Origin of the sequence: Pseudoalteromonas sp. NSLLW24, assembly GCF_015864725.1 — a bacterium.
Classification (GTDB): Bacteria; Pseudomonadota; Gammaproteobacteria; order Enterobacterales; family Alteromonadaceae; genus Pseudoalteromonas; species Pseudoalteromonas arctica.
In genome coordinates this window covers 1-24,502 of record NZ_JADYWQ010000009.1, presented here as the reverse complement: position 1 = coordinate 24,502, position 24,502 = coordinate 1, and the positions used below count along the sequence as shown (strand labels likewise).

At 37.0% G+C, this 24,502-nt stretch carries 27 protein-coding genes and 3 tRNA genes; 7 read left to right on the top strand and 23 right to left on the bottom strand.

The features are described 5' to 3' along the window. Positions 1 to 348 precede the first annotated feature (348 nt). Positions 349 to 2,526, bottom strand: a complete 2,178-nt coding sequence (locus I6E72_RS10960; protein ID WP_007580292.1) for a YgiQ family radical SAM protein — start codon at positions 2,524 to 2,526, stop codon at positions 349 to 351. Positions 2,527 to 2,656: 130 nt separating this feature from the next. After that, the gene (locus I6E72_RS10955) at positions 2,657 to 4,846 is read right to left on the bottom strand and encodes a bifunctional diguanylate cyclase/phosphodiesterase (RefSeq protein WP_197112301.1); all 2,190 of its coding nucleotides are present in this window, start codon (positions 4,844 to 4,846) and stop codon (positions 2,657 to 2,659) included. 111 nt (positions 4,847 to 4,957) lie between these two features. On the opposite strand from I6E72_RS10955, the gene I6E72_RS10950 reads away from it, so the two are divergent. Further along, the gene (locus I6E72_RS10950; RefSeq protein WP_197112300.1) at positions 4,958 to 5,539 is read left to right on the top strand and encodes an SRPBCC family protein; all 582 of its coding nucleotides are present in this window, start codon (positions 4,958 to 4,960) and stop codon (positions 5,537 to 5,539) included. Further along, entirely contained in the window at positions 5,508 to 6,395 is an 888-nt protein-coding gene (locus I6E72_RS10945) for a TIGR03899 family protein (RefSeq protein ID WP_182194629.1), read from the top strand. Before I6E72_RS10950 ends, I6E72_RS10945 begins: the two co-directional genes overlap by 32 nt. Before the next feature lie 33 nt (positions 6,396 to 6,428). Here the strand turns inward: I6E72_RS10945 and I6E72_RS10940 are convergent, their stop codons facing one another. The 7 genes from I6E72_RS10940 to dusA all read right to left on the bottom strand — a co-directional run bounded on the left by I6E72_RS10940 (position 6,429) and on the right by dusA (position 11,430). After that, entirely contained in the window at positions 6,429 to 7,199 is a 771-nt protein-coding gene (locus I6E72_RS10940; RefSeq protein ID WP_007580285.1) for a TIGR04219 family outer membrane beta-barrel protein, read from the bottom strand. 3 nt (positions 7,200 to 7,202) lie between these two features. After that, a complete protein-coding gene (locus I6E72_RS10935; protein ID WP_007580283.1) occupies positions 7,203 to 8,189 on the bottom strand; it encodes a DUF2333 family protein in 987 nt (328 codons plus the stop codon). Positions 8,190 to 8,197: 8 nt separating this feature from the next. Further along, positions 8,198 to 8,707, bottom strand: a complete 510-nt coding sequence (locus I6E72_RS10930) for a copper chaperone PCu(A)C (protein WP_442960307.1) — start codon at positions 8,705 to 8,707, stop codon at positions 8,198 to 8,200. A gap of 79 nt (positions 8,708 to 8,786) precedes the next feature. Further along, complete coding sequence (locus tag I6E72_RS10925; protein WP_197112298.1) at positions 8,787 to 9,113, bottom strand: hypothetical protein; 327 nt, start codon at positions 9,111 to 9,113, stop codon at positions 8,787 to 8,789. Positions 9,114 to 9,284: 171 nt separating this feature from the next. Then, a complete protein-coding gene (locus tag I6E72_RS10920) occupies positions 9,285 to 9,491 on the bottom strand; it encodes a PspC domain-containing protein (protein ID WP_024599243.1) in 207 nt (68 codons plus the stop codon). Between the two features lie 9 nt (positions 9,492 to 9,500). Further along, a complete protein-coding gene (locus I6E72_RS10915; protein ID WP_197112297.1) occupies positions 9,501 to 10,181 on the bottom strand; it encodes a PspA/IM30 family protein in 681 nt (226 codons plus the stop codon). A gap of 244 nt (positions 10,182 to 10,425) precedes the next feature. After that, on the bottom strand, positions 10,426 to 11,430 hold the full coding sequence (gene dusA / locus I6E72_RS10910; protein ID WP_269435270.1) for a tRNA dihydrouridine(20/20a) synthase DusA: 1,005 nt from the start codon (positions 11,428 to 11,430) through the stop codon (positions 10,426 to 10,428). 107 nt (positions 11,431 to 11,537) lie between these two features. Here dusA and I6E72_RS10905 point away from each other — a divergent pair, with 107 nt between their 5' ends. Beyond that, positions 11,538 to 12,602 (top strand): site-specific integrase, encoded by a 1,065-nt coding sequence (locus tag I6E72_RS10905; RefSeq protein WP_197112296.1) that lies wholly within the window; start codon positions 11,538 to 11,540, stop codon positions 12,600 to 12,602. A gap of 499 nt (positions 12,603 to 13,101) precedes the next feature. Here I6E72_RS10905 and I6E72_RS10900 read toward each other — a convergent pair whose 3' ends face one another. From I6E72_RS10900 to I6E72_RS10860, 9 genes are all read right to left on the bottom strand, one after another. Then, entirely contained in the window at positions 13,102 to 13,530 is a 429-nt protein-coding gene (locus I6E72_RS10900; protein WP_197112294.1) for a hypothetical protein, read from the bottom strand. 902 nt (positions 13,531 to 14,432) lie between these two features. Continuing rightward, entirely contained in the window at positions 14,433 to 15,806 is a 1,374-nt protein-coding gene (locus I6E72_RS10895; RefSeq protein ID WP_197112292.1) for a zonular occludens toxin family protein, read from the bottom strand. Beyond that, complete coding sequence (locus tag I6E72_RS10890) at positions 15,806 to 16,225, bottom strand: hypothetical protein (protein ID WP_197112290.1); 420 nt, start codon at positions 16,223 to 16,225, stop codon at positions 15,806 to 15,808. The genes I6E72_RS10895 and I6E72_RS10890 overlap by 1 nt, the downstream gene beginning before the upstream one ends. Continuing rightward, the gene (locus I6E72_RS10885; protein ID WP_231620544.1) at positions 16,222 to 17,703 is read right to left on the bottom strand and encodes a collagen-like protein; all 1,482 of its coding nucleotides are present in this window, start codon (positions 17,701 to 17,703) and stop codon (positions 16,222 to 16,224) included. Before I6E72_RS10885 ends, I6E72_RS10890 begins: the two co-directional genes overlap by 4 nt. Positions 17,704 to 17,840: 137 nt before the next feature. Further along, complete coding sequence (locus I6E72_RS10880; protein ID WP_231620543.1) at positions 17,841 to 18,062, bottom strand: hypothetical protein; 222 nt, start codon at positions 18,060 to 18,062, stop codon at positions 17,841 to 17,843. A gap of 23 nt (positions 18,063 to 18,085) precedes the next feature. Further along, positions 18,086 to 18,340, bottom strand: coding sequence for a hypothetical protein (locus tag I6E72_RS10875; protein ID WP_197112288.1), 255 nt, complete (start codon positions 18,338 to 18,340; stop codon positions 18,086 to 18,088). A gap of 2 nt (positions 18,341 to 18,342) precedes the next feature. Further along, positions 18,343 to 18,699: a DUF1293 family protein gene (locus tag I6E72_RS10870; RefSeq protein WP_089346633.1), complete on the bottom strand. Its 357-nt coding sequence runs from the start codon at positions 18,697 to 18,699 to the stop codon at positions 18,343 to 18,345. Then, the gene (locus I6E72_RS10865) at positions 18,692 to 19,906 is read right to left on the bottom strand and encodes a replication initiation factor domain-containing protein (protein WP_197112286.1); all 1,215 of its coding nucleotides are present in this window, start codon (positions 19,904 to 19,906) and stop codon (positions 18,692 to 18,694) included. The genes I6E72_RS10870 and I6E72_RS10865 overlap by 8 nt, the downstream gene beginning before the upstream one ends. Positions 19,907 to 20,111: 205 nt before the next feature. After that, positions 20,112 to 20,369, bottom strand: a complete 258-nt coding sequence (locus I6E72_RS10860) for a pyocin activator PrtN family protein (protein ID WP_197112284.1) — start codon at positions 20,367 to 20,369, stop codon at positions 20,112 to 20,114. A 195-nt stretch (positions 20,370 to 20,564) separates the two neighbouring features. Between I6E72_RS10860 and I6E72_RS10855 the strand changes: the two genes are divergently transcribed. After that, complete coding sequence (locus I6E72_RS10855; RefSeq protein WP_197112282.1) at positions 20,565 to 21,005, top strand: helix-turn-helix domain-containing protein; 441 nt, start codon at positions 20,565 to 20,567, stop codon at positions 21,003 to 21,005. Between the two features lie 83 nt (positions 21,006 to 21,088). Here I6E72_RS10855 and I6E72_RS10850 read toward each other — a convergent pair whose 3' ends face one another. Then, the gene (locus I6E72_RS10850) at positions 21,089 to 21,514 is read right to left on the bottom strand and encodes a hypothetical protein (RefSeq protein ID WP_197112280.1); all 426 of its coding nucleotides are present in this window, start codon (positions 21,512 to 21,514) and stop codon (positions 21,089 to 21,091) included. 267 nt (positions 21,515 to 21,781) lie between these two features. Further along, the gene (locus tag I6E72_RS10845; protein WP_007580269.1) at positions 21,782 to 22,402 is read right to left on the bottom strand and encodes a MarC family protein; all 621 of its coding nucleotides are present in this window, start codon (positions 22,400 to 22,402) and stop codon (positions 21,782 to 21,784) included. Between the two features lie 95 nt (positions 22,403 to 22,497). Here I6E72_RS10845 and I6E72_RS10840 point away from each other — a divergent pair, with 95 nt between their 5' ends. From I6E72_RS10840 to I6E72_RS10830, 3 genes are all read left to right on the top strand, one after another. Continuing rightward, positions 22,498 to 22,935 carry a transcriptional repressor gene (locus tag I6E72_RS10840; protein ID WP_007580267.1) on the top strand — a complete coding sequence of 146 codons (438 nt, stop codon included), beginning with the start codon at positions 22,498 to 22,500 and terminating at the stop codon, positions 22,933 to 22,935. A gap of 75 nt (positions 22,936 to 23,010) precedes the next feature. After that, a complete protein-coding gene (locus I6E72_RS10835) occupies positions 23,011 to 23,478 on the top strand; it encodes a chemotaxis protein CheX (RefSeq protein WP_007580265.1) in 468 nt (155 codons plus the stop codon). Then, positions 23,475 to 23,903: a secondary thiamine-phosphate synthase enzyme YjbQ gene (locus tag I6E72_RS10830; RefSeq protein WP_010554254.1), complete on the top strand. Its 429-nt coding sequence runs from the start codon at positions 23,475 to 23,477 to the stop codon at positions 23,901 to 23,903. Before I6E72_RS10835 ends, I6E72_RS10830 begins: the two co-directional genes overlap by 4 nt. Positions 23,904 to 24,134: 231 nt before the next feature. Here the strand turns inward: I6E72_RS10830 and I6E72_RS10825 are convergent. From I6E72_RS10825 to I6E72_RS10815, 3 genes are all read right to left on the bottom strand, one after another. Then, positions 24,135 to 24,210, bottom strand: a tRNA-Gly gene (locus I6E72_RS10825). Positions 24,211 to 24,253: 43 nt separating this feature from the next. Next, positions 24,254 to 24,329, bottom strand: a tRNA-Gly gene (locus I6E72_RS10820). A gap of 96 nt (positions 24,330 to 24,425) precedes the next feature. Beyond that, positions 24,426 to 24,501 (bottom strand) — tRNA-Gly (locus I6E72_RS10815). Position 24,502: the final 1 nt, after the last annotated feature.

Genomic DNA, 24,502 nt, shown 5'->3' with positions numbered 1-24,502 from the left:
TTTACTTAATTTACGCATGAAAAGGGTTTAAAAACCCTTAGCGTAATTAAACTAATCTACTAGGGCGTGTTGATCTTTGTGGATTGAAATTTGTTCAATCTAGGGGCGATTAAATCGCGGCGCGAGGTTTGTAACCTAGTGGGCTAAGTAAAAACCGAGCAACAAAGAGTTAATCGTCCCTAGAAAGAACCCAAAGGGCAGCGCATGTTTGGTATTTATGCTGCGTTATCGCCTATTCATGGGGAATAACCACACTACATAGGCTCCGCCTTGCCTAAAAACCAAACATACTGCTGCAAATTCACCCACCAAAGATCAACACGCCCTAGTTATTAATAGATTGAATCACTAACGTGTACTTTGACGATTACCGCCTACTTTTGGTTTAGTGTTTGCCTTTTTAAATTGGCTAAAACCGGTATGTCGCGTTAGTGCAGGACGTCCGCCTTTACTGCCACCTTTACCTGCTTTTTCATCACGCCCTTCTTCAGGCACTAAACAGTTAGGCCCTTTACCAATTAAATTAGCTTTACCCATTTTACGCAGTGCTTCACGTATCATCGGCCAACCTGCTGCATCATGGTAACGTAAAATAGCTTTATGTAATCTACGTTGGCGAGCACCTTTAGGTACTGGAACAACTTCTGTATTGTTTTTTATATTACGTAAAGAGTTCATTTCTGTGTGGTAAATAGTCGTCGCATTAGCCATCGGTGATGGGTAAAAATTTTGTACCTGATCAAGCTTAAAGTCGTTTGATTTAAGCCATAAAGCCATGTTTACCATGTCTTCATCTTTTGTCCCTGGGTGAGCAGATATAAAGTAAGGAATTAAATACTGCTTTTTACCGGCTTCTTTAGAGTACTTATCAAATAATTCTTTAAATTGATCGTACGCCCCCATACCTGGTTTCATCATTTTTGATAATGGACCATCCTCTGTATGCTCTGGGGCTATTTTTAAGTAGCCACCTACATGATGCGTTACTAATTCTTTAACGTAACGCGGGTCGCGTACAGCTAAGTCGTAACGAACTCCAGAAGCAATCAATACCTTTTTGATACCCTTAACTTCACGTGCTTTTTTATATAAGTCTATTGTTGGCGTATGATCTGTATCCATATGCTTACAAATTTCAGGATACACACATGATAAACGTCTACAGGTACTTTCTGCCTTTTTGCTCGTACAACGCAGTTTATACATATTTGCAGTTGGACCACCTAAATCAGAAATAACACCAGTAAAACCGGGTACTTTATCTCTAATCTGTTCAATTTCTTCAATAATTGATTCTTGCGAACGGCTTTGAATAATACGCCCTTCATGCTCCGTAATTGAGCAAAACGAACACCCACCAAAGCAACCGCGCATAATATTAACTGACGTTTTTATCATGTCGTAAGCAGGAATTTTAGAGTCGCCGTAACTTGGATGAGGAATACGCTGATACGGTAAACCAAACACAGCATCCATCTCATGTGTTTCTAATGGGTATGCTGGCGGGTTTACCCAAATAGAACGATCGCCGTGTCGCTGAAACAGTGCTCTTGCACAACCAGGATTTGTTTCTTGATGTAGAATACGCGAAGCGTGGGCGTATAGAGGTTTGTTAACACTTACTTGTTCATAAGCAGGTAACTTAACATAGGTTTTTTCCCACGGTTTAGGTCGCGCAGGCTGAACCATAATTGGTTTTGCAGCTTCTGCCTTTAAGTCTATACCCGCTTGTTTAAATTCAGATTTACTACAGCCAACATCATCAGCACCGTATGGATTTGGAATTGGATCAATTTTACCAATTTTATCTATAGCGGTGGAGTCACTTCCACGCCAACCTGGTAAAGGTTCTTTTCTGATAACAGCCGTGCCGCGAATATCTTGAATAGTATCCATTGTTTCGCCTGCGGCAATACGGTGTGCAACTTCAACTAACGGACGCTCTGCGTTACCGTAAATTAAAATATCAGCTTTTGCATCAAACAAAATACTACGACGTACTTTTTCTTGCCAATAGTCGTAATGAGCTATACGACGAAGACTCGCTTCAATACCACCAATAACAATTGGTATTCCTTTGTATGCTTCACGACATTTTTGCGAGTAAATCATTACGGCGCGATCTGGACGTTTACCACCTACGTTATCTGGCGTGTAAGCATCATCGTGGCGCATACGCTTTTCAGCTGTATAGCGGTTAATCATCGAATCCATGTTGCCAGCTGTTACACCAAAAAATAAATTCGGTCTGCCTAGTTCCATAAATGCATCTTTAGAGTCCCATGCTGGCTGGGCGATAATACCTACTCTAAAACCTTGCGCTTCAAGTACACGGCCAATTACCGCCATACCAAAACTAGGATGATCAACGTACGCGTCGCCACTAATTATTATTATGTCGCAGCTATCCCAGCCAAGTGCATCCATTTCTTCACGTGTAGTTGGTAAAAATGGCGCGGTGCCATAACATTCAGCCCAGTATTTAGGGTATGAAAATAAGGCGCGCTTAGCTTTGAGTGTGCTCATAATTGTGGCCGTAGAATAACAAAAGGCGCGAATTATACCCTACTAAATTGTTTATATATACAAAGTAGTCAAAGCATATCGCGCCTTAAATTCTAAATCGTTCATTAGCTTAAATAATAAGTTAATCTTTTTAGCGTTTATTTATAAATTCTATTAATTCATTTTCAGGCATGGGTTTAGCATACATAAAACCTTGTACTTCATCGCATCCTAAATTTTTTAAGAACTGGGCTTGCTCTTGTGTTTCGACCCCTTCAGCAATCGTTTTTAAGCCCAACTTAGCACCAAGAGATATAACTAAGGCAGCAATAGCGCCAGTGTCATCATTTGGTAAATCTTTAATAAATGCACGATCTATTTTCAACCGATCCAAAGGTAAACTTTGAATGTAACTCAGCGACGAAAAACCAGTACCAAAGTCATCAATAGCAACTTCCATTCCGAGTTCTTTTAGCTCACTTAGTGTACTAATAACCGTTTCCAGCTCATCCATTACTACGCTCTCGGTGATTTCTAATTCTATGTTTTTTGGCTTAACACTATATTTTAACAATGTATTTTTAACAGTTTGCGCATAACCTTTTACTTTAAACTGTGGAACAGACACATTAACTGCAATACAAATTTCTGTGCCCATATTTTCTAGGCGCTTTTGCTGTTGGCAAGCTTGTTCTAATACCCACTGCCCTATATCAACAATTAAGCCCGCATCCTCTGCAAGTGGCACAAACACAGCCGGCGATATATACACGCCATCACTTGCCGGCCAGCGTAATAATGCCTCACATCCAATTAGCGATAAGTCATCTAGTGCAAGTTGAGGTTGGTACCATACCTCTAATTTATTTCGAGCAAAGTCATGACGTAACTGCCTAATAATCCCTATCCGCCAAGCCATCTTATCTTGCATATCAATATTGTAATAAACGCCTTCTTTATGTTTTGCTTTTTTAGCTTGGTCAAGTGCAATATAAGCAACTTTCAGTGTATCAATACCGCTACTTTGAAAGTCTTGTTGTTGGCATAAGCCCACTCTAAAATCGATAGGGAGTAAATGTTCTTCTGCGTAAAATGAAATACCTAATTGCTCATTCAACTTTTTTAAGTCAAATTCGTCTTGGCGAATAATAAAACCAAAAACATCAGCGCCAATACGTGATAGTAATTTAGCTGTTGGGTAATTTTCTCTTAACCTTTGCACAATGCCAATTAATACTTTATTGCCGACCTCTTGCCCTAAGCCGTTATTAATATCTGCAAAATTAACTACATCAAGTAATACAAATACATGATCGTTCACTTGTGGCTTTTGATAACTCACCACACGCTCAATAAAGTTAGTACGATTTGAAATACCAGTAAGCACATCTTTATAAGCAGCATCTCTTAACTTTACAAATAACCTTATGTTATCAAGTGCTACACTTACATTAGTTAAGAAAATTTCAGCAAATTGTAGCTGTGCTTGTAAGGGAATGTGGTCGCACTCTATATATAAAGCCGCTTTTCGATGCTTACTTTTTAATATAAATGTTGAACTTGAGTCTATGTGTTGGTGCTTTGACAAACCAAAACACGACTCAACTTGTTCAAATACTTTGCTATCAACATTAATTAATTTTTTACCAAAATAGCTTTCGTAATGCCCGCAACCACCTAAGACCTGAATAAAATCATCGCCATCTAACTTACTGCAAACAAGCCCTCTAGGTGAACATTTTAAAATAATACTCATGTGCTTGATGATTTCTTTGCATAATTGCTTAACATCAGTAAGTCCTAAAATAGACTTTGATGCTGAAACAATCGTGTTCATTGCATCACTTTGATATTCAAGCTGACATACCTGCTCGTATGAGCGAATAGCGGTTATAAGCGAAGTTACTAACTTAGAACGAGTCAGCTCTGTTTTCGTTTTATAGTCATTTATGTCGTATTCTCGTATTACTTTTTCTTCTGGTGTAATACCTGCTTGCCCTGTTCTTAAAATAATTCTTACATGTTGATTATTTAATTCGTCACGCACCCTTTTTACAACCTGCAAACCGGCATCGTCAGTTTCCATAACAACGTCTAAAAAAATAACCGAAATATTTTTATTTTTAGCTAGCACTTCTATTGCTTCTGCACCCGAATAAGCATCGTGAAATCGCAAGCCAGCCCCTAAAAACTCAACGCCAGACAAAGCTAATTTTGTTACAGAATGAATCTCAGGTTCGTCATCAACAATTAAAATATCCCAAAACTTAGTCTGCTCAACAACAGCATCGTCTTCAAAATCTTGTTCAAAAAATAAAAAATCGTTTTGATCTGACGACATTCGCTCTCCTAAGTAGCAATCAATAAATTATTTTTGGTTTATAATCTAATTCATACTATAGTCGATTAATAAAAAGTTGTTGTATTTCAACTTGAAAAACTAATAAAAGGTGTGCTTATTAAACCATTAAAAATATTAATCAAATGCGTACTGTTATTACTATTAGTATTGGCACTGGTAGGGCTAATACTGCCTCAAAGTTATAGTGTAAATAAAACAATCGAAATTAATGCCAATCTTAAAGTAATAAAGCCGCTTATCACCGACTTTAGCCAATGGCAAAAATGGTCTCCATGGGAAAAAGTAGACCCCAGCATACGTTTTACTTTGGGCGAACCCAGTTCTGGCCTAGGGGCTCATCAGTCTTGGAAAGGAAAATGGGGGTATGGTGAAATGATCATAACTTCGGTAAGCCAAAATAAAGTCAGCTTTAACATACTTTTAAATGCTGAACATATTATCAGAGGAACATTTAATTTTAGTGAGCAAAACGGTATTGTTACTTTAATATGTAATATTGAAGGGCAAACAACCACTCCTTTAATATCTGGCTACACCGCAATTTTGAGCGAGTATGTGCTGCGCAATACAGTGTCTCTGGGATTAAATAACCTTAAAACTGTTGCTCAGCTTAGTCATTCACAAAGGACAATGCACAGCCATGACAGTCAAAACAGCACAGGCGAGAATTAATCTTGCCAACATCATCGAATCCTTACTTGGTTACCCTATAACAAAAGTAGGTAATAACGGTGTACTACCTACTAATGAGCAAAGTTACGATATTAAGGGCCAAATTAAGCCGCTTTATCATATTAACAGTGAAAACTCTGTTTTAGCTCGCGCTCAAAAGCGCCAAGATTTATTACTTATTAAACAACAACAAAATATAGAATCAATTTTAGCAATGGCTATGGGGTTTTGCCCTGATGTAGCAAGTAGTAAACAGCCCGATGTTGATTGGGTAGAGCATTTTATAGCTCTGTGTGAAGATACTTCTAATGAATCAATGCAAATTTTATGGGCAAAAATTTTAACAGGAGAAACACTTAATCCTGGTACGTTTTCAATTAAAAGCCTACAAACTTTAAAACATATGACACAGCGAGAAGCAGACTCTTTGCAAAAATGTGTGTCGCTCTCAGGCTATAACGAAAAAGACGACAGCCACTTTATATTACTCGGCTTTTACAAAAAACCGTCCTTGTTTGATTTGCTACGAAAAGGCAATAAAGTATCTCTAAATTTAGGAAAAACGGGTATTAGCTTTCCTGATATTTTAACGCTCATGGATCTTAATTTACTGTATAGAAAAGAAATTGAATCTGCAGTGCTTAAAGCGGGACAAGAACTTACCCTTTCATTTTTATCGCAAAAGGTAACGTTAAAAGCAAAGAGTAGTGATTTGGTATTAAGCTATTACAAGTTTACGCAAACAGGTGACGAGCTATCTAAACTCATTAATTTCCCTGTCAATAAGGTCTATAAGCAGTTGATTAATAATGCGCTAGAGGGAGAGTTTGATTTAGCGTGGCACGCAATAAAATAATATGCCACGCTTTGTTTAATTAGAAAATACTAATTAAAAATGAACCTGAATACCCGCAAATGGGCCAGATGCATCAATATCAGTAGTAATATCATCTACATCATCAAGTTCTAATACCATAGAGCGGTAACCGGCTTTAACAGCAACATCTACTGCCAAGTTATCAATAAGTTCCCACGCCACGCCTACTTGGTAATCTTGTACTTTACTGTCGTCAATAGCCAAAAAGCTACCTTCAAAAAATACACTTAAACCAGTAAATGGTAAGCCTGCTTCGGCACGGCCGTATGCAAGAGGAACAAAACCAGAGAAGTCTTTGGTTTCGGTAAAGTTAGTACCACCATTTTGGGTAGTGCCGCTTACAACAATATCACCGTCAAACTGTTTAGCATTTAAACCTAGGTCTATTGAAATTAAGTCATTATCAAAAATTTCATAATAAAAAATATAATCAATATGCGTTAAATCACTTACCGTATTTACAGTAGAACCAACAACATAATCAGAACCATTAAAGCTAAATGTATCTGTAAGCAGCGCAGAACCATTTAACTCAAGCTCTGTATACTTTAATTTGATATTTGGTACTAACGGCACTGGGTGCTCAAGCGCCGCGTAATAACTTACAAAAGTCTCATCTTCAAAATTAAAATCTTGAGATGCATTATTTTTGTAAGAAAATTGGCCATCGTTATCTGACTTCCATCCATCAACACCTACGTATAAACCTAGTAGAGTGTCAGCTTGCGCTGCTGGTGCTAAACATGCCATTGAAAGGGCTGCTGCTAAACAATACTTTTTCATTTTTTATCCTTGAGCTAGTAGTTCGCTAAGTTCGATTAAAGCCGCATTGGCTCTAGAAATATAATTTGCCATAACTAAAGAGTGGTTAGCAACATAGCCAAAACCATTCCCGTTTAAAATAAGTGGGCTCCACACTGTTTCTTGGGTTGCCTCAAGCTCACGTATAATTTGTTGAACGCTTACACGCGCATTTTTCTTTTCAAGTACATCAGCAAAGTCGTACTCTATCGCTTGTAAAAAATGTAGTAATGCCCAAGTAGCACCGCGCGACTCGTAAAATACATCGTCAATTTCTAACCACGGTGTTCTTACTTGCTGCTGCAGTGGAGCAAGAGTTGCTTGTTTATTAGATGAATTACCCGCTAAATCGGTGTTCACTTTTTCTTGGCCTACACTGGCACTTAAACGCTGACTTAAGCTACCTAAACGTTTTTCAGCTTCTTTAAGCCAACTACGTAAGTTATCTGCTCGTGCGTAAAATTGGCTATCGCGCTCATGCTCGTTAGCAATTTGTCCACGATATACCATTAAATAATCAATACCTTTTTGATACTCACCTTCAGCACTTGGCCATGCCCATGCTTCAGAGCTAATATTAAACTGTGGCTGCGCCTTTTTAAGTGCTTCATGTTCCGTTGATTGTGATTGCGAACGGCTAAAATCTTTTCGCATAGAAAGCGACAAATCACGCACCATTTCTAGCGCGCCATATTCCCACGCCGGCATATCATCCATAATAATACTTGGTGGTATTACATCATTTGATAAGTAGCCACCGGGTTTATCTAGTAAGGTATTTGCTACTGTAATTAATGTAGAAGTAGTTACATAACCCGTAACTATTTTTTCATTACGAAGCTGCGCTTGCTCTTTGGCGTTTGCAACAACATCAAAACGTGAAGGCTCAGTGCTCCAATAAACAGCAATTGCGTAAAATATGATAAGCAGTAAAACAACTATTCCTGCTATTTTTCCTTTGTGTTGCGACATGTGTACTCCTAGTGATGAGCGTGTTGAGTAGATGGTTTTGACTGCGTAGCTTGCGCTTCAAGCGACACGACTTGAGCATTAGTGAACAAGCGATTACCGTCACTAAAATATAGTGTGAGTTTACGATCTTGTCCTACTTTTAATGGCTCTTGTGGTTCAAATACCATTAAATGATAACCGCCAGGTTGAAAACTGACACTTTCGTGCGCTTTAATTTCAACTGATTCAACTTGTTGCATTTTCATCATGCCGTCTACATGTGAATGCTCGTGTATTTCAACACGCCCTAAGCCATCAATAGTTGCCTTAGTTAAAGTTGCTGCGGCTCCACTGTGATTTATTAGCGTTAAATAACCTACAGTTGAAGTACTGCCAGGTAAAAACTCTCTAATTTGCGCGTTAGTTACTTCGAGCACAGCCACATCAGAACCATGATCGTGCCCTGAGTGCGCCGCCAACGATGACGAAAAAAAACTAAATATTAATGCAGAAGCCATCGAAAAACATAGTTTCGTCATCATTCTTATCCTTATGAAAACTTTAAATTACAGGCTAAATTTAACATAGTTAACCTATAATAGTCAGTCAAATTAAGGATTAAGAGGCTACTTTTTTGTTATCGGCAACAAGCCAACACAACACTGCAACAAATAGTAACGGCCATGCAATCATTATAGATCCGAATAAAAGCGCTAAAAAAGTCCCTGCTAATGCCACTACACCCGCACCTACTAATCCCATAGTAATTAAAGCTACTACCGTAACTACAGTAACAATTGCGGCCAAAGCGCCTACAAGCTCTAGCCCTGCCCAGCTAATATCAGCAATCCATAACGGCAACTGCCAAGAGTCGACGTGCACAAACGCTATTAAATCAGTAAACAGTAATAAATAGATAATTACACATACTGCCAAAGCTTTCATAGTAATTCTCCTTATACCAACCGGCTTATATACGGGGTTTATTTAACGATAAGCAAATTGCGCTATAACTAGGCAAAAGTTTTTATATCTAGTTGTTATAAATATAAATTTTAACAACGTTATAGAGTGATTTAATTCGTTAAATTGTTCAAATATTTATGCCTATTGGTATTAATACTCTTTATTTTCAAGGCAGCAATGCGCAATAAAATAACCAAGAGCAACTGCAAACGGAAAGCTTAAAAATAATAAAATAGTTACTAAGCGCGTTGCCCACACCGGAAAATCTAATCGATGCGCCAAACCACTACATACACCTGATATTTTTTTATTTAACGTATCTTTATACCAACCTCGTTGACGATTAAAGCTGTTCATAGCAATCTCCTAAGCAGTTTGTTTTAAATTAGTATTTAAGTTCGCTTTTAAGCGAGCCAGTTCAGCATCAATTTTTTCATTTTTAACTAACGACTCAATTTGGGCACTCGTAGAGCTTGCTGTATCAGTCAGCTCATAAGCCTCTACTTGAGCTTCAATACCTTCAACACGCTGCTCTATTTGTTCAAAACGAGACAACGCATGAGCTACTTTATCGCTTTGTAGTTGCGTACTGATTCGCTCTCTAGCAATAGCAACATTATGGCGTTGCATTAACTGAGCTTGCTTAGTTTTAGCCATAGCCATTTTTTGCTGCAGACGCTCACAATCAACCTTAATTTTTGCAATAGACTCTTGCAGTGTTTCTAGTTGAGTTTGCTTATCTTCAATGCTTTCGTTAACGCGCTGCTTTTCAAGTAAGGCAGACTTAGCAAGGTCATCACTGCCCTTCTCAACCGCACGTTCTGCTTTAACTTGCCAAGCTGCTAATTCTGTTTTTTTAGTATCAATTTGGCGATTAATTACTTTCTCTTCACACAATAAAGCGGCTGCTGTACTACGGCACTCATTCAATGCATCTTGCATCTCGGTAAGCATTAGGTTTAAAAGTTTTTCTGGATCTTCTGCTTTATCAAGCATGGCGACAATGTTTGATTGAATTACATCATTTACGCGGTTAAATATTCCCATGGTATTCTCCTGTTGATTTTTAATTAATTTCAACAAGAAGATTCCAAGAGTTGTGCCAAGTTCATCAAAACAAAAATAAAACACTTAAAATCATAGTGATAAACAACAAGCACTCTAGTTTTTAGTGACTTCCAGCTGAACAGCATAGAGTGTAATTGGCCAATAAATCATGCTTTTGACTAATATTTAGGATCAAAAAAGCCACTCGAAAGTGGCTTAAATTTAGAACTTTTAAAGCTTAGCTTTATTCTGGTACAAAGCTTAATGCTTTATCCATTACCGATAAATCAGCTTGCTTACCATGACCACTTTCAGAAAGATGGCGTCTAAAACCTCGTGCACCAGGCTGCCCCTGAAAAATACCGAGCATGTGACGTGCAATATGCCAAAAATTAGCACCCAAACGCATTTCTTCTTCAATGTAGCTGTACATTGAGCGCACTACGTCGTGGCGTGATTGTGTGTTTGCAGCATCACCATAAATTTTCTCATCAACGTCATTGAGCATAAATGGGTTACTGTAAGCTTCACGCCCAATCATTACACCATCAATATGTTGTAGATGTTCTAGGCTCTGCTCAATTGTTTTAACGCCGCCATTTAGGCTTAAGTCTAGCTGCGGATAATCTTTTTTAAGTTGATAAACACGTGGGTAATCAAGCGGTGGGACTTCACGATTTTCTTTTGGGCTTAAACCATTAAGCCATGCTTTACGAGCATGAATAATAAAATCATCACATCCTACTTTATGAGACGCTTCAATAAGCGCACATAAAAACTCATACGAATCTTGCTCATCAATACCAATACGCGTTTTAACAGTTACAGGAATACTTACTTCGTTTTTCATTGCTGCAACACAGTCCGCAACTAATTGAGGCTCAGCCATTAAGCATGCGCCAAATCGACCATTTTGAACTCTGTCTGACGGGCAACCTACATTTAAATTTATTTCGTCATAGCCACGCTCACCTGCCAGTTTTGCACATTGCGCAAGCGCTTTAGGATCAGAGCCACCAAGTTGCAGTGCAACTGGGCCTTCGTGTTTATTAAAATGTAAGTAGTCGCCTCGACCAAATAAAATAGCCCCTGTGGTTATCATTTCTGTATAAAGCACAGTATGTTTAGTCATTTTGCGATGAAAAGTACGACAATGGCGATCAGTCCAATCAAGCATAGGTGCAACACTAAACCTGCGATTCACTGTAGAGCCTGTAATATCTGGCGTTGAAGCCTTATTTGTGTGCATATATGTACTACCTAAACTGCTCTGAATCGCCTGTACTTTCGTTCAATTTCCATATAGGGTGTTCCAAATGCGCCCCATTATTAGTAGGACGATTAAGGAATAATACCATGGCATCAGTAACAATTGATAAACGCCAAAAGGCAAACGGAGAATTTAGTTTCCGTTGCACTGTGCGTGTAAAAAAGAATGGCGTGATTATACATAGAGAATCACGAACATTCAGCAAAAAAGAATTAGCAAAGACCTGGGGGAAAATACAAAAAGAGGCTGTGGAATTAAATAGCATCGTAAAACAAAATAAAGTAATAACAATTGGCGAACTACTAGACCTTTACTTTAATGATGTTGATTTGTGGGCTAACACTGGCAGAACCAAACGATACGTTATACAAATGCTACGTGATTGTCCCATAGCCTCGGTCTTATCAAATGAACTAAAAAGTAGTGATTTAATTAATCACTGTAAAATGCGCAGAGCAGCAGGTGCAGGCGGAGCAACTGTTTATCATGATATTGCCTATTTACGTAGTGTAATGAAAATTGCTCTGCCCGTTTTTGATATAACAGCTAATTGGAAAATATTTGAAGATGCAGTACCTGTATTAATTGAAATGAAATTAGTTGGTAAAAGCCAAAAGCGTACACGCAGGCCTACTGAATATGAATTAGAAAGGCTAATCGAAGCATTAACAGTGAGGCAAAACAAGCAAGGGAGTAATATTCCATTCGTTGATATTCTTAATTTTTCAATACTGACGTGTATGAGGATTGGTGAAGTTTGCGCGATAAAATGGGAAGACTTAAATGAAGAACATAAAACTATAATCGTGCGAGATAGAAAGGATCCAAGAAAAAAGGAAGGAAATCATATGATAGTGCCTTTGCTTGCAGGCTCATTTGAATTGATAAAAAAACAAGAACAAACAGAAAGCAGGGTATTTCCGTATAATTCAAAGTCTGTTACTGCAGGCTTTCAGCGCGTCAGGAAATCTCTAGGAATTACAGATTTAAGATACCATGATTTAAGAAGAGAAGGTGCGTCAAGACTTTTTGAAAAAGGTTATAGCATTGAAGAAGTAGCTCAAGTGACGGGACATAGAAATTTAAACATATTATGGCAAGTCTACACACAATTGTTTCCGCATAAATTACACGATAAATTCAGCACATAAAAAAGCCGCATAATGCGGCTCTTATTCAACAGCTAAAAGGCTACTTGGAGCAAAAAGTTTAACTTTTCTACAAAAATAACTAATTAGCGATATTTATTAAAAATATACTATCGACCTATTTTAAACCTAAAACACTTTGCCGTCTTAGGATATACCTTCTTCCCAGTACGATAGTGAATGAAATAATCGCAGTATACCCAACCGTCTTTTACAGTATGATTACTCATATTAGAACCCCTTTATTAATGTTACACCAAAGGCATAATTGATTTCTTATACAACAACATGCCGACACTCTGCGACTCTTTATAGAGTCATAAACCAATGGTTCTAGTACCATAATTAAATTCCTATATTTAGGAGCTTATGTTTTTCAAAGTTGACATTTAGTGCACAAAAGGGCTAATATTGACTCGCCGCCAAGCAAGATTTTAGCTCTGTCGCTTCCTAAGTGACAACTTTGATCTTAGAGTTGACCCCTAGTTATTAGGGGTTTATCTCATTTCTTAACTAGTTTAAGTGCGAAAGTTAAAACTCCATCCTTATAGTCTATATCTCCGTTCTCAAACATAGCTTTATTTGTTTTTACCCCATTTTCATCGAATGCCATCTGTAGAAGATCAGGATGAACATTTTCCTTATACAACATTCTAGTAACTGCTGATGATTGGGGATTGTTTGCTGTTTGCTGACTTAAAGTCAATCCAGCAGAAGATTTTACTATTCTACAAACTTTAAAATCAGGCGAAAACTGAATATCAACTTTGTCTTTATAGTTAAAGTTACACTTATCCATGGCTTCTTTACTAATCTTATAAGTTTGCTCTTCTTTTTTCTCGCCTTTATTGTGCGATATAAAAACAGGGCTGCCAGATGCTGCCCCTCTTGAATTTGAAACTGCACTTTTGAAGTCTATATTGTCAAACATAATTATCTCCTCTAGCTTTTAATAAAGTATAAATAGTTTTAAGTCTTCGCGCAACAGTAAATCTTCGTTAAATCCGCAATAACCCCAAAACAATCAAATAAAGATCCTTCAAACCTATAAATCAGAAAATCCCAAGATCTTTGAACCATCAGAATCAGTACGCACAACTTGCACACCAACTCCTTTCATTCGCAACAACAAAGATCCTTGTCCTCTCAAAATTAACAGCTGCAGCACCTCCATAAAACTCCACTTCCTGCACGCAACAGGCATCTTTGAGCTCTCAGAACAAACACATGCACCTGCCCATTACACCTTCTCTCCCGCACACAACAAAGATCTTTGAACTCTCAGAACCAACACATACAACCTGCCCATCACGCTCCTTCACCCGTAAACAGCAAGCATCTTTGGCTCTGCATAAAAAGAAGAAACTCCCACCGAACTTTCAATACAACGTTAAAAACATATTTATTATCCTGAAACTTTACCGCAAGGAAATAATTTGTTTATTTCCATATTAAGAACCCATTAATCTTTAAGTTCCAATAACGAATCAAAGCCTCCGAAACGCAATTAGCTCAAGACATTAGGCTTAAGGGTATTCAAGGCCTATTAAATGGTGGAATCTACCCCCGTAATACATAACGGGGAACTTCTAGCCAAAGACAACTAACGCACTTCGTTTGTTCAATGACGATTTTTAACGATAAAAAGACATCGTTAATAATACGACATTTAATTTTAAAGAATCTCAGAGTGATTTTATGACTTACAGATAATAGGAAGTGTGAAGTTAACATGGGGTGTTTTAAGGGGTTTGTTTTAAAACAAGGAAAACAAGCTTTGCTTGCCTTCCTTGTTCGTTGTCCTTGCTCAGGCTTCGCCGTCCGCCTCTCGCGTCAGTCTCCCAAAAGTGATACATCGACCACATTAGTGCTATCAATATCCTGTTGAATATTTTCTACTTTAGAGGGCTCACAATAAATATAATCACTCATTGATTCATATCTCAATTCTAGCAAGCAATCGCTTTTATAAAATATCTTGAACCCCATTTCATAGAAAAAATCTGAATTAACAGTAAATTCATCAGCACCAGAATACATTTTAAAAACGTAATATCTTTGAATACTGTGTTTAGAGTGGTAAACAGTGCTGATACCACTAACAAAAATAGAAGTAACACCAAAAGGCTCTAAAAGAGAACGAGAAGACGTAAACATATTCTGAAAAGAATCATTACGAAAAGAAACAGAATCAAACGCATTAATATTTTTTTTAACAGCAGTACTATCTTGATTGTTACCGTACGCAATTTCTTGCGGAATTTTCGAAACATTAGTTTTTTGTACGTTCTTAACAGTACTTGTCGTCTGAGGAACTTTATCGCTTGTGTCATCGAGGAAAAAATAAAATAAATAAACAATAAAGGAGATAAGAAAAATAAAGCCAAATAATAAAGAAAATGTAAAAGGCGATTTACCAGCGCCAGACTTAGTATTTTTTCCAGTCGCGGTCGATTTATATAATTTAAAAACATCTAAAGGCACCTTTTTATAACTAACAATATCCGTCTTTGAAGCAGTTAAGCCATTCGTTTTAGGTAAGTGCTCTAAAATTCTAGGACGTCTTTTAAAGTAAGAAATAGGTATAGCATCTTTACTTGAATGGCAGTACGCAACCTCACAAACTGAACGAATAAAAGAAGACACTTCTTTTATGTCTGGCGTAGCAATGAGAATATCCCAGTTGTAATGGCGATGACGCATAAAGCATTCGCGTAGCGTTCTTGGGTATCGTAAATAATCCCTTTCATCAAAAAGGGATTCGCCTATATCATCTTGAAAATCAGTCACGTTAATTGATGACTTTATTGATTTCTGCTCTGCATGATAAATTTCTATAAATTCATCAGGAAGATGTTCATTGAAGTGACCTTCGTTTTTATAATCGTAATCTGAAGGTTTAAATGACTTATCATTTGGATATATATCTTGAATTTCATCAAGAAATATTAAAGAACCAATGGGTAACCAGTGAAAAAAATTTCGCATCAAGAGCATACCTAAATCATTACCAATTGAAATTCGTAACAACCTAGCTGTATTAGGAAACACTTCATTTAACTCTTTTTGTATGGCCTCCATTGTCTTAATGCCCTGTAGATTAGTTATAACTACACGACCTTGACGAAGCGCTGGAACAATTTCATACCACATTGCAGTGCTAGACTTGTACGAACCAGGAGGGCCATGAAAAATTTTAGTAGCCATTACATTATCCCTGAATAAACCATTCGTGTTATCCAAGCTTCGACAACTAAAGTTAATGACTCAAAAAAGCGCAAATCTGATGCTAGTTGTTTCATATCTTGAGGAAGAGCGGAAATAGCAGAATTAACAAAACTTGATATATCGATAAGATTCAAAAAACTTAAAGCTACTTCATGGGAAAACTTTAACGATTCATACATTGCAAAAAACTTTAACTTAAGTAAGAAAGAGGTCACCCAAATATGAGCTTTATCAATTGACTCCGGAATCGTGACAAATAAAAAATTACTTATGTCAGAAAAAAAACTAGATGCAAAATTAAAGAACCCCATAGTACCATCTACAGAGCTCTCCCCAGATCCAGCTGCGGATATGGATAAAGAACACAAAGCAAAAACAACGAATAATAATATTTTCATAATTTAACTCCAGATAAAACAATTGAAAGTGCAAGAAGTGTTGCGAAAAAATAAATGATATTAGCCAAGCCGCCAAAATGCTGAGTTATTCGAGATATTGAAACATCATGTTGCCCCCAAGAGCCCAAATCTAAATTCCTTGCTTGGTAACCAGAGGATGATGATGATGAAAAGCTAAATTGAGAAGATACAGTGTCTTTAAACGTTATATTGGCAGATTGTATTAGGTCTTTATAATTTTGTACTTCACTGTTATTTTCATCAATAGACTGTTGACTAAAAAGTGAAGAATAAGCATTAGAGTTACTTTGACTAGGTGAGTTTGAAATAGGCTCTTTTAAGTAGGCAAAACCATCATCTATAGCATCAGCAACAGATTGAAGATTAAGAACGCTACCATCCTTACCATCAGCTCCATCAAGACCATCTTTACCATTGGCACCAGCTTCACCATCAGCTCCATCAAAACCATCTTTACCATTGGCACCAGCTTCACCATCAGCTCCATCAATACCATCTTTACCATTGGCACCAGCTTCACCATCAGCCCCATCAAGACCATCTTTACCATTGGCACCAGCTTCACCATCAGCCCCATCAAGACCATCTTTACCATTGGCACCATTGGCACCATCAGTTCCATCAGTTCCATCAGTTCCATCAGTTCCATCAGTTCCATCAAGACCATCAAGACCATTTTTAACTTGAACTATTTTTTGCCCATCGGGACACGAGTAAAATATTTTATTATTAATTTCATCAACAGAACTTATGAAACAATTTTCATTATTTAGCTCATTTTTAATATCTTCTTTTATGGAATACTCTGATATAAAAGTATCTCCACTTGGACAATTAATAGTAATAGTTCCCTGAAGCTTACTGACAGAACATGAAACACCATCCAAGCCATTCACTCCGTCTTTACCATCTTGACCGTCTTTACCATCAACTCCAGCTTCTCCAGTTTGCCCTCTCAACCCCCTATCACCTTTAACAGTTGATGTAATTATTGACTCATCTGGTAGTTGGTCAATATCGATAGGAGAACTGTTATCTTCAAATTGAGAGCATGAATATGTCCAATTAGCAGGATCATCGTATTCATAAGAGGAAATATAGCCAGAGCAAAGCGAAGAACCATAGGAGAAACAGGAGTTTTCGCTATTACATGGAAGACCGCAAATCATGCCTACTGAGCTAGACATATAGCAATCATCTGAATATGTGAAAGTGATATACTTATTCATTTTATAACCACTAGGTTTTACATACTCCGCATATACTTTCTGACCTATGATAAAAGCGTTGCCATTTAAAGAGTAATTTTCTTCTTGATAAATGTTTGCAAAAATAGAATAGCAGCCTAGAAAATCAGTGCAGGTTTCATTATTGGTCGGGTAATTACCTGAAGTTGCTGTAAAGGATGCGTAAGAGAATGAAGAAATGAAAAGTAAAAAAAAGATTAAGATTTTCATTACTAGAGAGCCTATAAGTAAGGGAGCTAAGCTCCCTTAATATTTATAAAAACTATATTAGGAAGCTCTAATGCCTGAAGTGAAGCCCTCAAACATTGCATAATACAAAGCACAAGCAAAAAATATAGTAATAACCATTAACGTTTAAACCATGAAATCATAGCGTTAACCCCAAAACCAAGGATTGCGATACCAATAACACCAACAATAACCGCAGTAACGTTAGTAGTACCCTCTGTTGATGCTGTTGCAATTTCTGCCGTATAATCAGCAGCTGTAGCAGTGAAATTTACTAAAACAGCTGTGGCAGCTGAAATTAAAACTACTTTTTTATTACTTAAATTTTTTATAGAAATCATATAATTTATTCCAAAAGTTATAATTACTTACCTAACCAGCGAACAATACGCCCGCCGAAATGTGACGTTAAGAAAGCCATAATTAGCGCAAACTCAACTATTGCAAAAAGCTCAGCATCAAACGCAAATAGTAAATGCAAAGTTTCTAGCAGTTTCTGTAGCGAACCGGACTGAAAACTTAAAAATTCAGCCTGATCCAATAAAACAAACTCAGAACAATCAGTTTCCGCAGTTATAAACAACCGACCCTTAGCATCGGCAACCGCACAAACTGACATAATTATTTATTACCCAAACATTCATCAAAATGTTTTTTAACAGCTGGATCAACAGGTGTTATTTTTGAAATTTCATTTTCGAAAGTATCAGTATTAAATCCAACAACTAGTTCATATTCTTTATTAGAAACAAAAGCCTGTGTATCTATGAGGCGATGCGCATACTTAGCGTTAATACTTAATGACTGTTTACCAAATGGTGTTTCTGTAGATTGACCTACCGATTTACGTTTGAATTTTGGTGCATTAACGTTTTCCAATGGGTAGAGCATTAGTAATAATGCTGATTCTGCATCAGGATTTTTACTTTCAGGAAAGCTAGTAATTTGTAGACCACATAAAATGATTTTGTTAGACATGTTGAACCTCTGTCACGTGATTAATTAATTGTTGGTAGGTAGGTGGTATTCCAAGCTTACCTCCTGTTTCTTCGGGTAAAATTAAACCCATAGTTTTTGATATATCCCCCTCAAAAGCTTCTAATACATCACCCAATGCTCTACCTGCAGAACGACGAACGTGTCGGATACGGGCAGCAACATCGAGACAAATTTCTTTTGCTTTGGTCATTGCTTTAGTTCTTATCCCTTTATCTAAATCGACAGATGCAGCAAAGGGACAAAGGCCAGCAAATGTTGCAGCTAAATTAAGTAAACAATCGACTGTCCATTTTTTTAATTCAGCTTCTGAGCGATACCACGAAAAATTATCTTGTTTAATACCTTGCTCTAATTTCTTGTTATAAATGCGCCAGTAGATAATTGACTTACGAGAGCCGACACAAATCATTTCCTGACTAAATATCTTTTTCATCTTGCTGTCATACCTATACTTATGGTTTTCATTTATATCCGCTTTAAAACCTCTATTTGTATTTGAAGTGCTAAACCAACCATCTATGTAAGCTTTTCTAGCATAATCACAGTCGAAATTATTATCGAAATCATCAAAAGCCAAATCAATGCGACTTAAATGTGTAACTGTAAAAACCTTTGATAACCAGTGGTGTACAACAAAAGGTGTTGTATGGCTAAATAAGTGCTTACAGCCAGTTCCTGATATTTGAAAATAAATAGTATCTCTTTGTCCTCCAACACCTATAAAGCCAACATCTAGGCCATTAGCTCGTAAAGTCATTGAGTCTTTATAGCCATGCAAACCACGACCACGCATAGGAGATATTTCAAAACCTAAAACTTTATTCACCCATACCTTTAATGTTTCTTCATAAAAATCTGTCATTAGCATTGCAACCATATTCTTATGGGCTTCATACTCTTCAAGATTTAAAGCCTGACTAGATTTAATAACTGGTGGTTTTGGGTAAATACCATTCCGCTTTACGCGTTTAATTTGGGGAATGTTATTGTTTGTAAAAAACGATTTTTTATAACTAGTAGCTAATTCTATATCTGGCTTAATTTCACCTGCTTTACGGCAGTGACGAAGTGCCGAAATAGGAAAAGCGAAAGCTAAGTGGTCTATCTTAATTGCATCAGATTTTTCATGAGCCATTAGATTTTCTGCTGTTTGGGTATAGTGATCTTTTTTCTTTTTAACTTGCATTAGATTTTCCCCTGCTCTACCAATTGGTGATAATTATTGTTAGTAACTTCAATTAATTCGGAATTGGAAAATTCAAATGAAGCCCAAACATTAAATAAATAAAAAGAGCTGAAAAAATCGTAATGACGTTTTCCATTTAAATCATATAAGGTATTTAAACCCATAATTGGATCGCTCTCGTAGTAAATTTCAATACACATATCAGTTAAACCATGTGTACTGTTTGCCATTCTTTCGAGGCGATTTGATATTGTTTGTCGATATAAAAAGCTAAATCCTCAACCTTGATAAATACGGGTGAGCGCTCAGAGTTTGCTAATCGAAAAGTAGGAACAGGGAAATCTTGGCCTTTTATCTTTTGCATAGCCGTTTTAACTGAAATGCCAAAGAATTCCTGACAAACATCTTTCAGATTAATTACTGGCGTTTCAAAGCGTGCTAATAGTGCAAAGTTAGTATTCATTAAAATCCCCAAGATCCTTTTAATTATAAAAACTACAATTTAAATGTTATGTATCGAGTCTATGATGTGTAAAATCACTATTTAGATATAGAACACATAAGATCACAAGCAGTGATCCTGACTCACAAAATAAATACTATACTCATATTTTGTGAGTTTCAATTATTTTATTTGATATTTAGGAAGTAAATACTTATGACATTGAATTCAAACGATATTTTTTCAAGGCTTTTGAAGCTATACGAAGTTGAAAAAATGAATGAGCTGTCTGAAGCTCTTGGTTTCAAAAAAAACTGGGCTGCTTCTACCCGAAATAGAGGAGGAATTCCTTTTGATGCTTGTGTTATTGCGGCAGAGAAATTTGATGTAACGATGGATTATTTGTTATTCGGTAGCAACGTAAACCAATCAATAGAAGAAAAAGAAAATAAACTAAGAAAATCAGTTACTGATGGTATTTTTAGGGCAATACAGACAGGGATTATCACACCTGATGAAGATGTAAGCATTTCATTTATCACAGAAGTAATAATGAGCGAGCTTAACTATATTTATGAACAAAATACTGATGAAGCTAAATTAAGAAATAAAAAACTTATGGAAAATATGAATATAAAGTCAGAACCAGCAAAATAAATTCACAAAGGAAAAATCGATTTCATACTGGAAGATAAACCAAAATAGTAAAAAATTTGGTTCACCTCTAATGGTTTACAACTTTAAATAATAGGAGGGTTTTGTCTAATTACTTCAGATCTAGCATTAAGAAAAGTAATAAATTCACTGATAATAAGTTTCTTTGTAAGAAAACGATCGGAGTCTAGCCTTAAAAAATAACTTCGATCCGATTTACCATCATATGTTGAAATATGGATATAAGAATTATAAAGCTCAGCCTCGACTTGAAAAGCTGATTTACCAACATATTTTTCTTCAAAAGATAAAGTAGCACTAAAAGTATGCTCATTGTTATTTTTAGTAATACTAATTCTTCTAAAAAGTGGTTCTAACTTAATTTTAATTTCTTCAAAAGCGGGAAGAACAGAATAAGAAAAATCTAGCCATGCATCGTCTTCGTTTACCCAGAAAAACAACTTCCCTCTTCTGGGATAACAGTCCAAAATTTCCTTTTCCCAGCCTTTCATAAAACCTCTAAGTGAATAAAACATTGTATACAAACTAATAAATTGGAGCACGTTTGAATAATGTAGAAATTAAAAGTAGTTCCAATGGTGTTCCATATGCACCTAGAGGCGACGTTTAACTTAAATTTCAGTCCAATCAAGCATTGGTGCCACAGAAAAGCGTCTATCCAAAGTACATTTATTCAAAGCAAACCTCAGGGTATTAAAGTTATTAAGCACAGCTTAAAAGGCGCTGCATTTTACACAAAAGCCTGGCAAGCATCAATGTTAAGAGAACACCTGCAAGCCAAAATAATGGGCTATGCCATTTAAAATATTGGTAACCGCAACCGAGCTTAAAATAAGCCCCATAATTCTACTTATTATACTTGCACCACTATCACCAATTAATCTATGTACGTGCGTTGCAAGCAGCAATAAAACCAGTACAACCGCTAATACAGCAAGCATCATTGAAGACGTTAGTAACTGCTCAACCCATGTATATTCTTCATTGCGGGTCATTAATACAGCACCTAACATAGCGCCAGGACTCGCGATAGACGGAATCGCAAGCGGAAAAATAGCGGTTTCAGTGCTGTCGCGTACACTTTTAATTTCGGCTTCAGGCTTACTTTCACCAAATATCATTGAAAGCGCAAAAATAAGTAATATGATACCGCCGGCTATTTGAAAAGCCGAAAGTGGAATTTCAATTGCGTTAAGTAATTGCTCACCTGCGAGTACAAAAAATAAGAGCACTAATGCAGATACGCCTACCGCTTTAAATATAACTTTACGTTTAAATTTCTCATCATCACCACGTGTGACTGCAATAAATACAGGTACAGTGCCAATGGGGTCAATAACCGCAAAAAAGAAAATAAATATAGCCAATAGTTCGTGCATTACTGGGTTTCCTAGGTAAAAAGCGCTTAATAAAAACGCTGCAACTACAACACAGTATGTTAGTATATCACGGTAGCATAAGGATAAGAGTAATGATGAATATAGAATCACTCGTAAGTAAAGCAAAACAAGTTTGTGACAACCGTGGTGCGCGTTTTACGCCTATCCGCGAGAAAGTATTTCGTCTATTAGCCAGTGCACAAGGTGGTGTTGGTGCATACGATTTGCTTGAGCAATTAAAAGTAACTGAAACAGGTGCTAAACCTGCAACTATTTATCGTGCATTAGACTTTTTAGCTGAACTAGGTTTTATTCATAAAATTGAAAGCACAAATGCATTTATGCTGTGCCATCATTTTGATCATATTCACCCGGTACAATTATTAATTTGCGATACATGTGGCTTTGTTAAAGAATTACACTCGAGTGTAATTTCGCATGAGCTTAATAATCTAGCTGCCGAAGGTGGCTTTGTCGTATCAGGGCAAACAATAGAAGCACATGGTAAATGTGAATCTTGTAGAGCATCATAATCCTTCAAAGTTATCCTTAGTGACTATACTCAAACTATATAGTCATTTCACAGAACAAATTTAAGAGTAGCCACTATGAATGTAGAATTCATCAATCCTTTTTTATCTTCTTTAATTAATGTTTTAAGCACTATGGCTCAAACTCAATTGAAGCCGGGTAAACCTCGCATTAAAACTGATGAGATAGCCTGTGGTGATGTATCAGGTTTGATTGGTATGGTTGGCCCGCAAACGCGTGGATCATTTTCAATTACATTTGATGAAGGATTAGCATTAACCATCATGGAGCGTATGCTTGGCGAACGCCCTGATACCATAGATGAAGAAGTTACCGATATGGTTGGCGAAATAACCAACATGGTAACTGGTGGTGCTAAAAATTTACTTGGCGAGAAAGGTTTCGACTTTGATATGGCAACGCCTATTGTGGTATCGGGTAAAGGTCATACAATTACTCATAAAAGCCAAGGTAAAAAAATCATCATGCCATTTAGCTGTGATGCTGGTAATGCAAACATTGAAGTTAGCTTCGATAAACTATGAGTTGGCAGCAAAAGCAAATTACATTAAAACCTCGCCAGCGAGGTTTTCATATAATTGATGACGAAATATTATCTCAACTTCCTGAACTGGCGAGTTACAAAATAGGCTTGTTACATTTATTTATTCAGCATACCTCAGCGAGCCTTACAATAAACGAAAATGCAGATCCCACTGTTCGTATGGACATGGAAAGCCATTTCAATAAATTCGTCCCTGAGCGTCAACCTTATTATCGCCATGATTATGAAGGTGACGACGACATGCCTGCACACATAAAAACCAGTACGTTAGGCTGCGAGCTAAGTATTCCTATTTCAAATGGTTATTTAGCGTTAGGTACATGGCAAGGCATTTATTTAGGTGAACATCGTGATTCTGGTGGCTCTAGACGAGTTATAGCAACTATTCAGGGGGAGCTATTTTAACAAAAGCTTCAGGTTTCAAAGTATTAGCTCTTCTGTACCTCACTCATACCTCATAACTTCAAAGTACGACACCTTTCTTGTGGCGCTGAGCTCGCGCGAAGCGATAGCTTCTAACAACCAAGGCTTCAATGCTGAATATTGCACATAGAATAAAGTAGATAAGAGAGATTTTAAATTATAATTTTATTTATGATTTTTAATATAGAAAATTTTGAAAGGATATAAAAAGATTGGAGCGGTACACGAGGCTCGAACTCGTGACCTCGACCTTGGCAAGGTCGCGCTCTACCAACTGAGCTAGTACCGCATTATATTTTCATTCAACACTACAATTTCTTTTGGTTAGAAATTGGAGCGGTACACGAGGCTCGAACTCGTGACCTCGACCTTGGCAAGGTCGCGCTCTACCAACTGAGCTAGTACCGCATTTTTCAGTTATTTTATTGATGCGCAATAAATTGCGTTCAACATCCTAGCAACTGAGCTAGCTTTTATTCACTTCAATTTCTTTTGGTTAGAAATTGGAGCGGTACACGAGGCTCGAACTCGTGACCTCGACCTTGGCAAGGTCGCGCTCTACCAACTGAGCTAGTACCGCA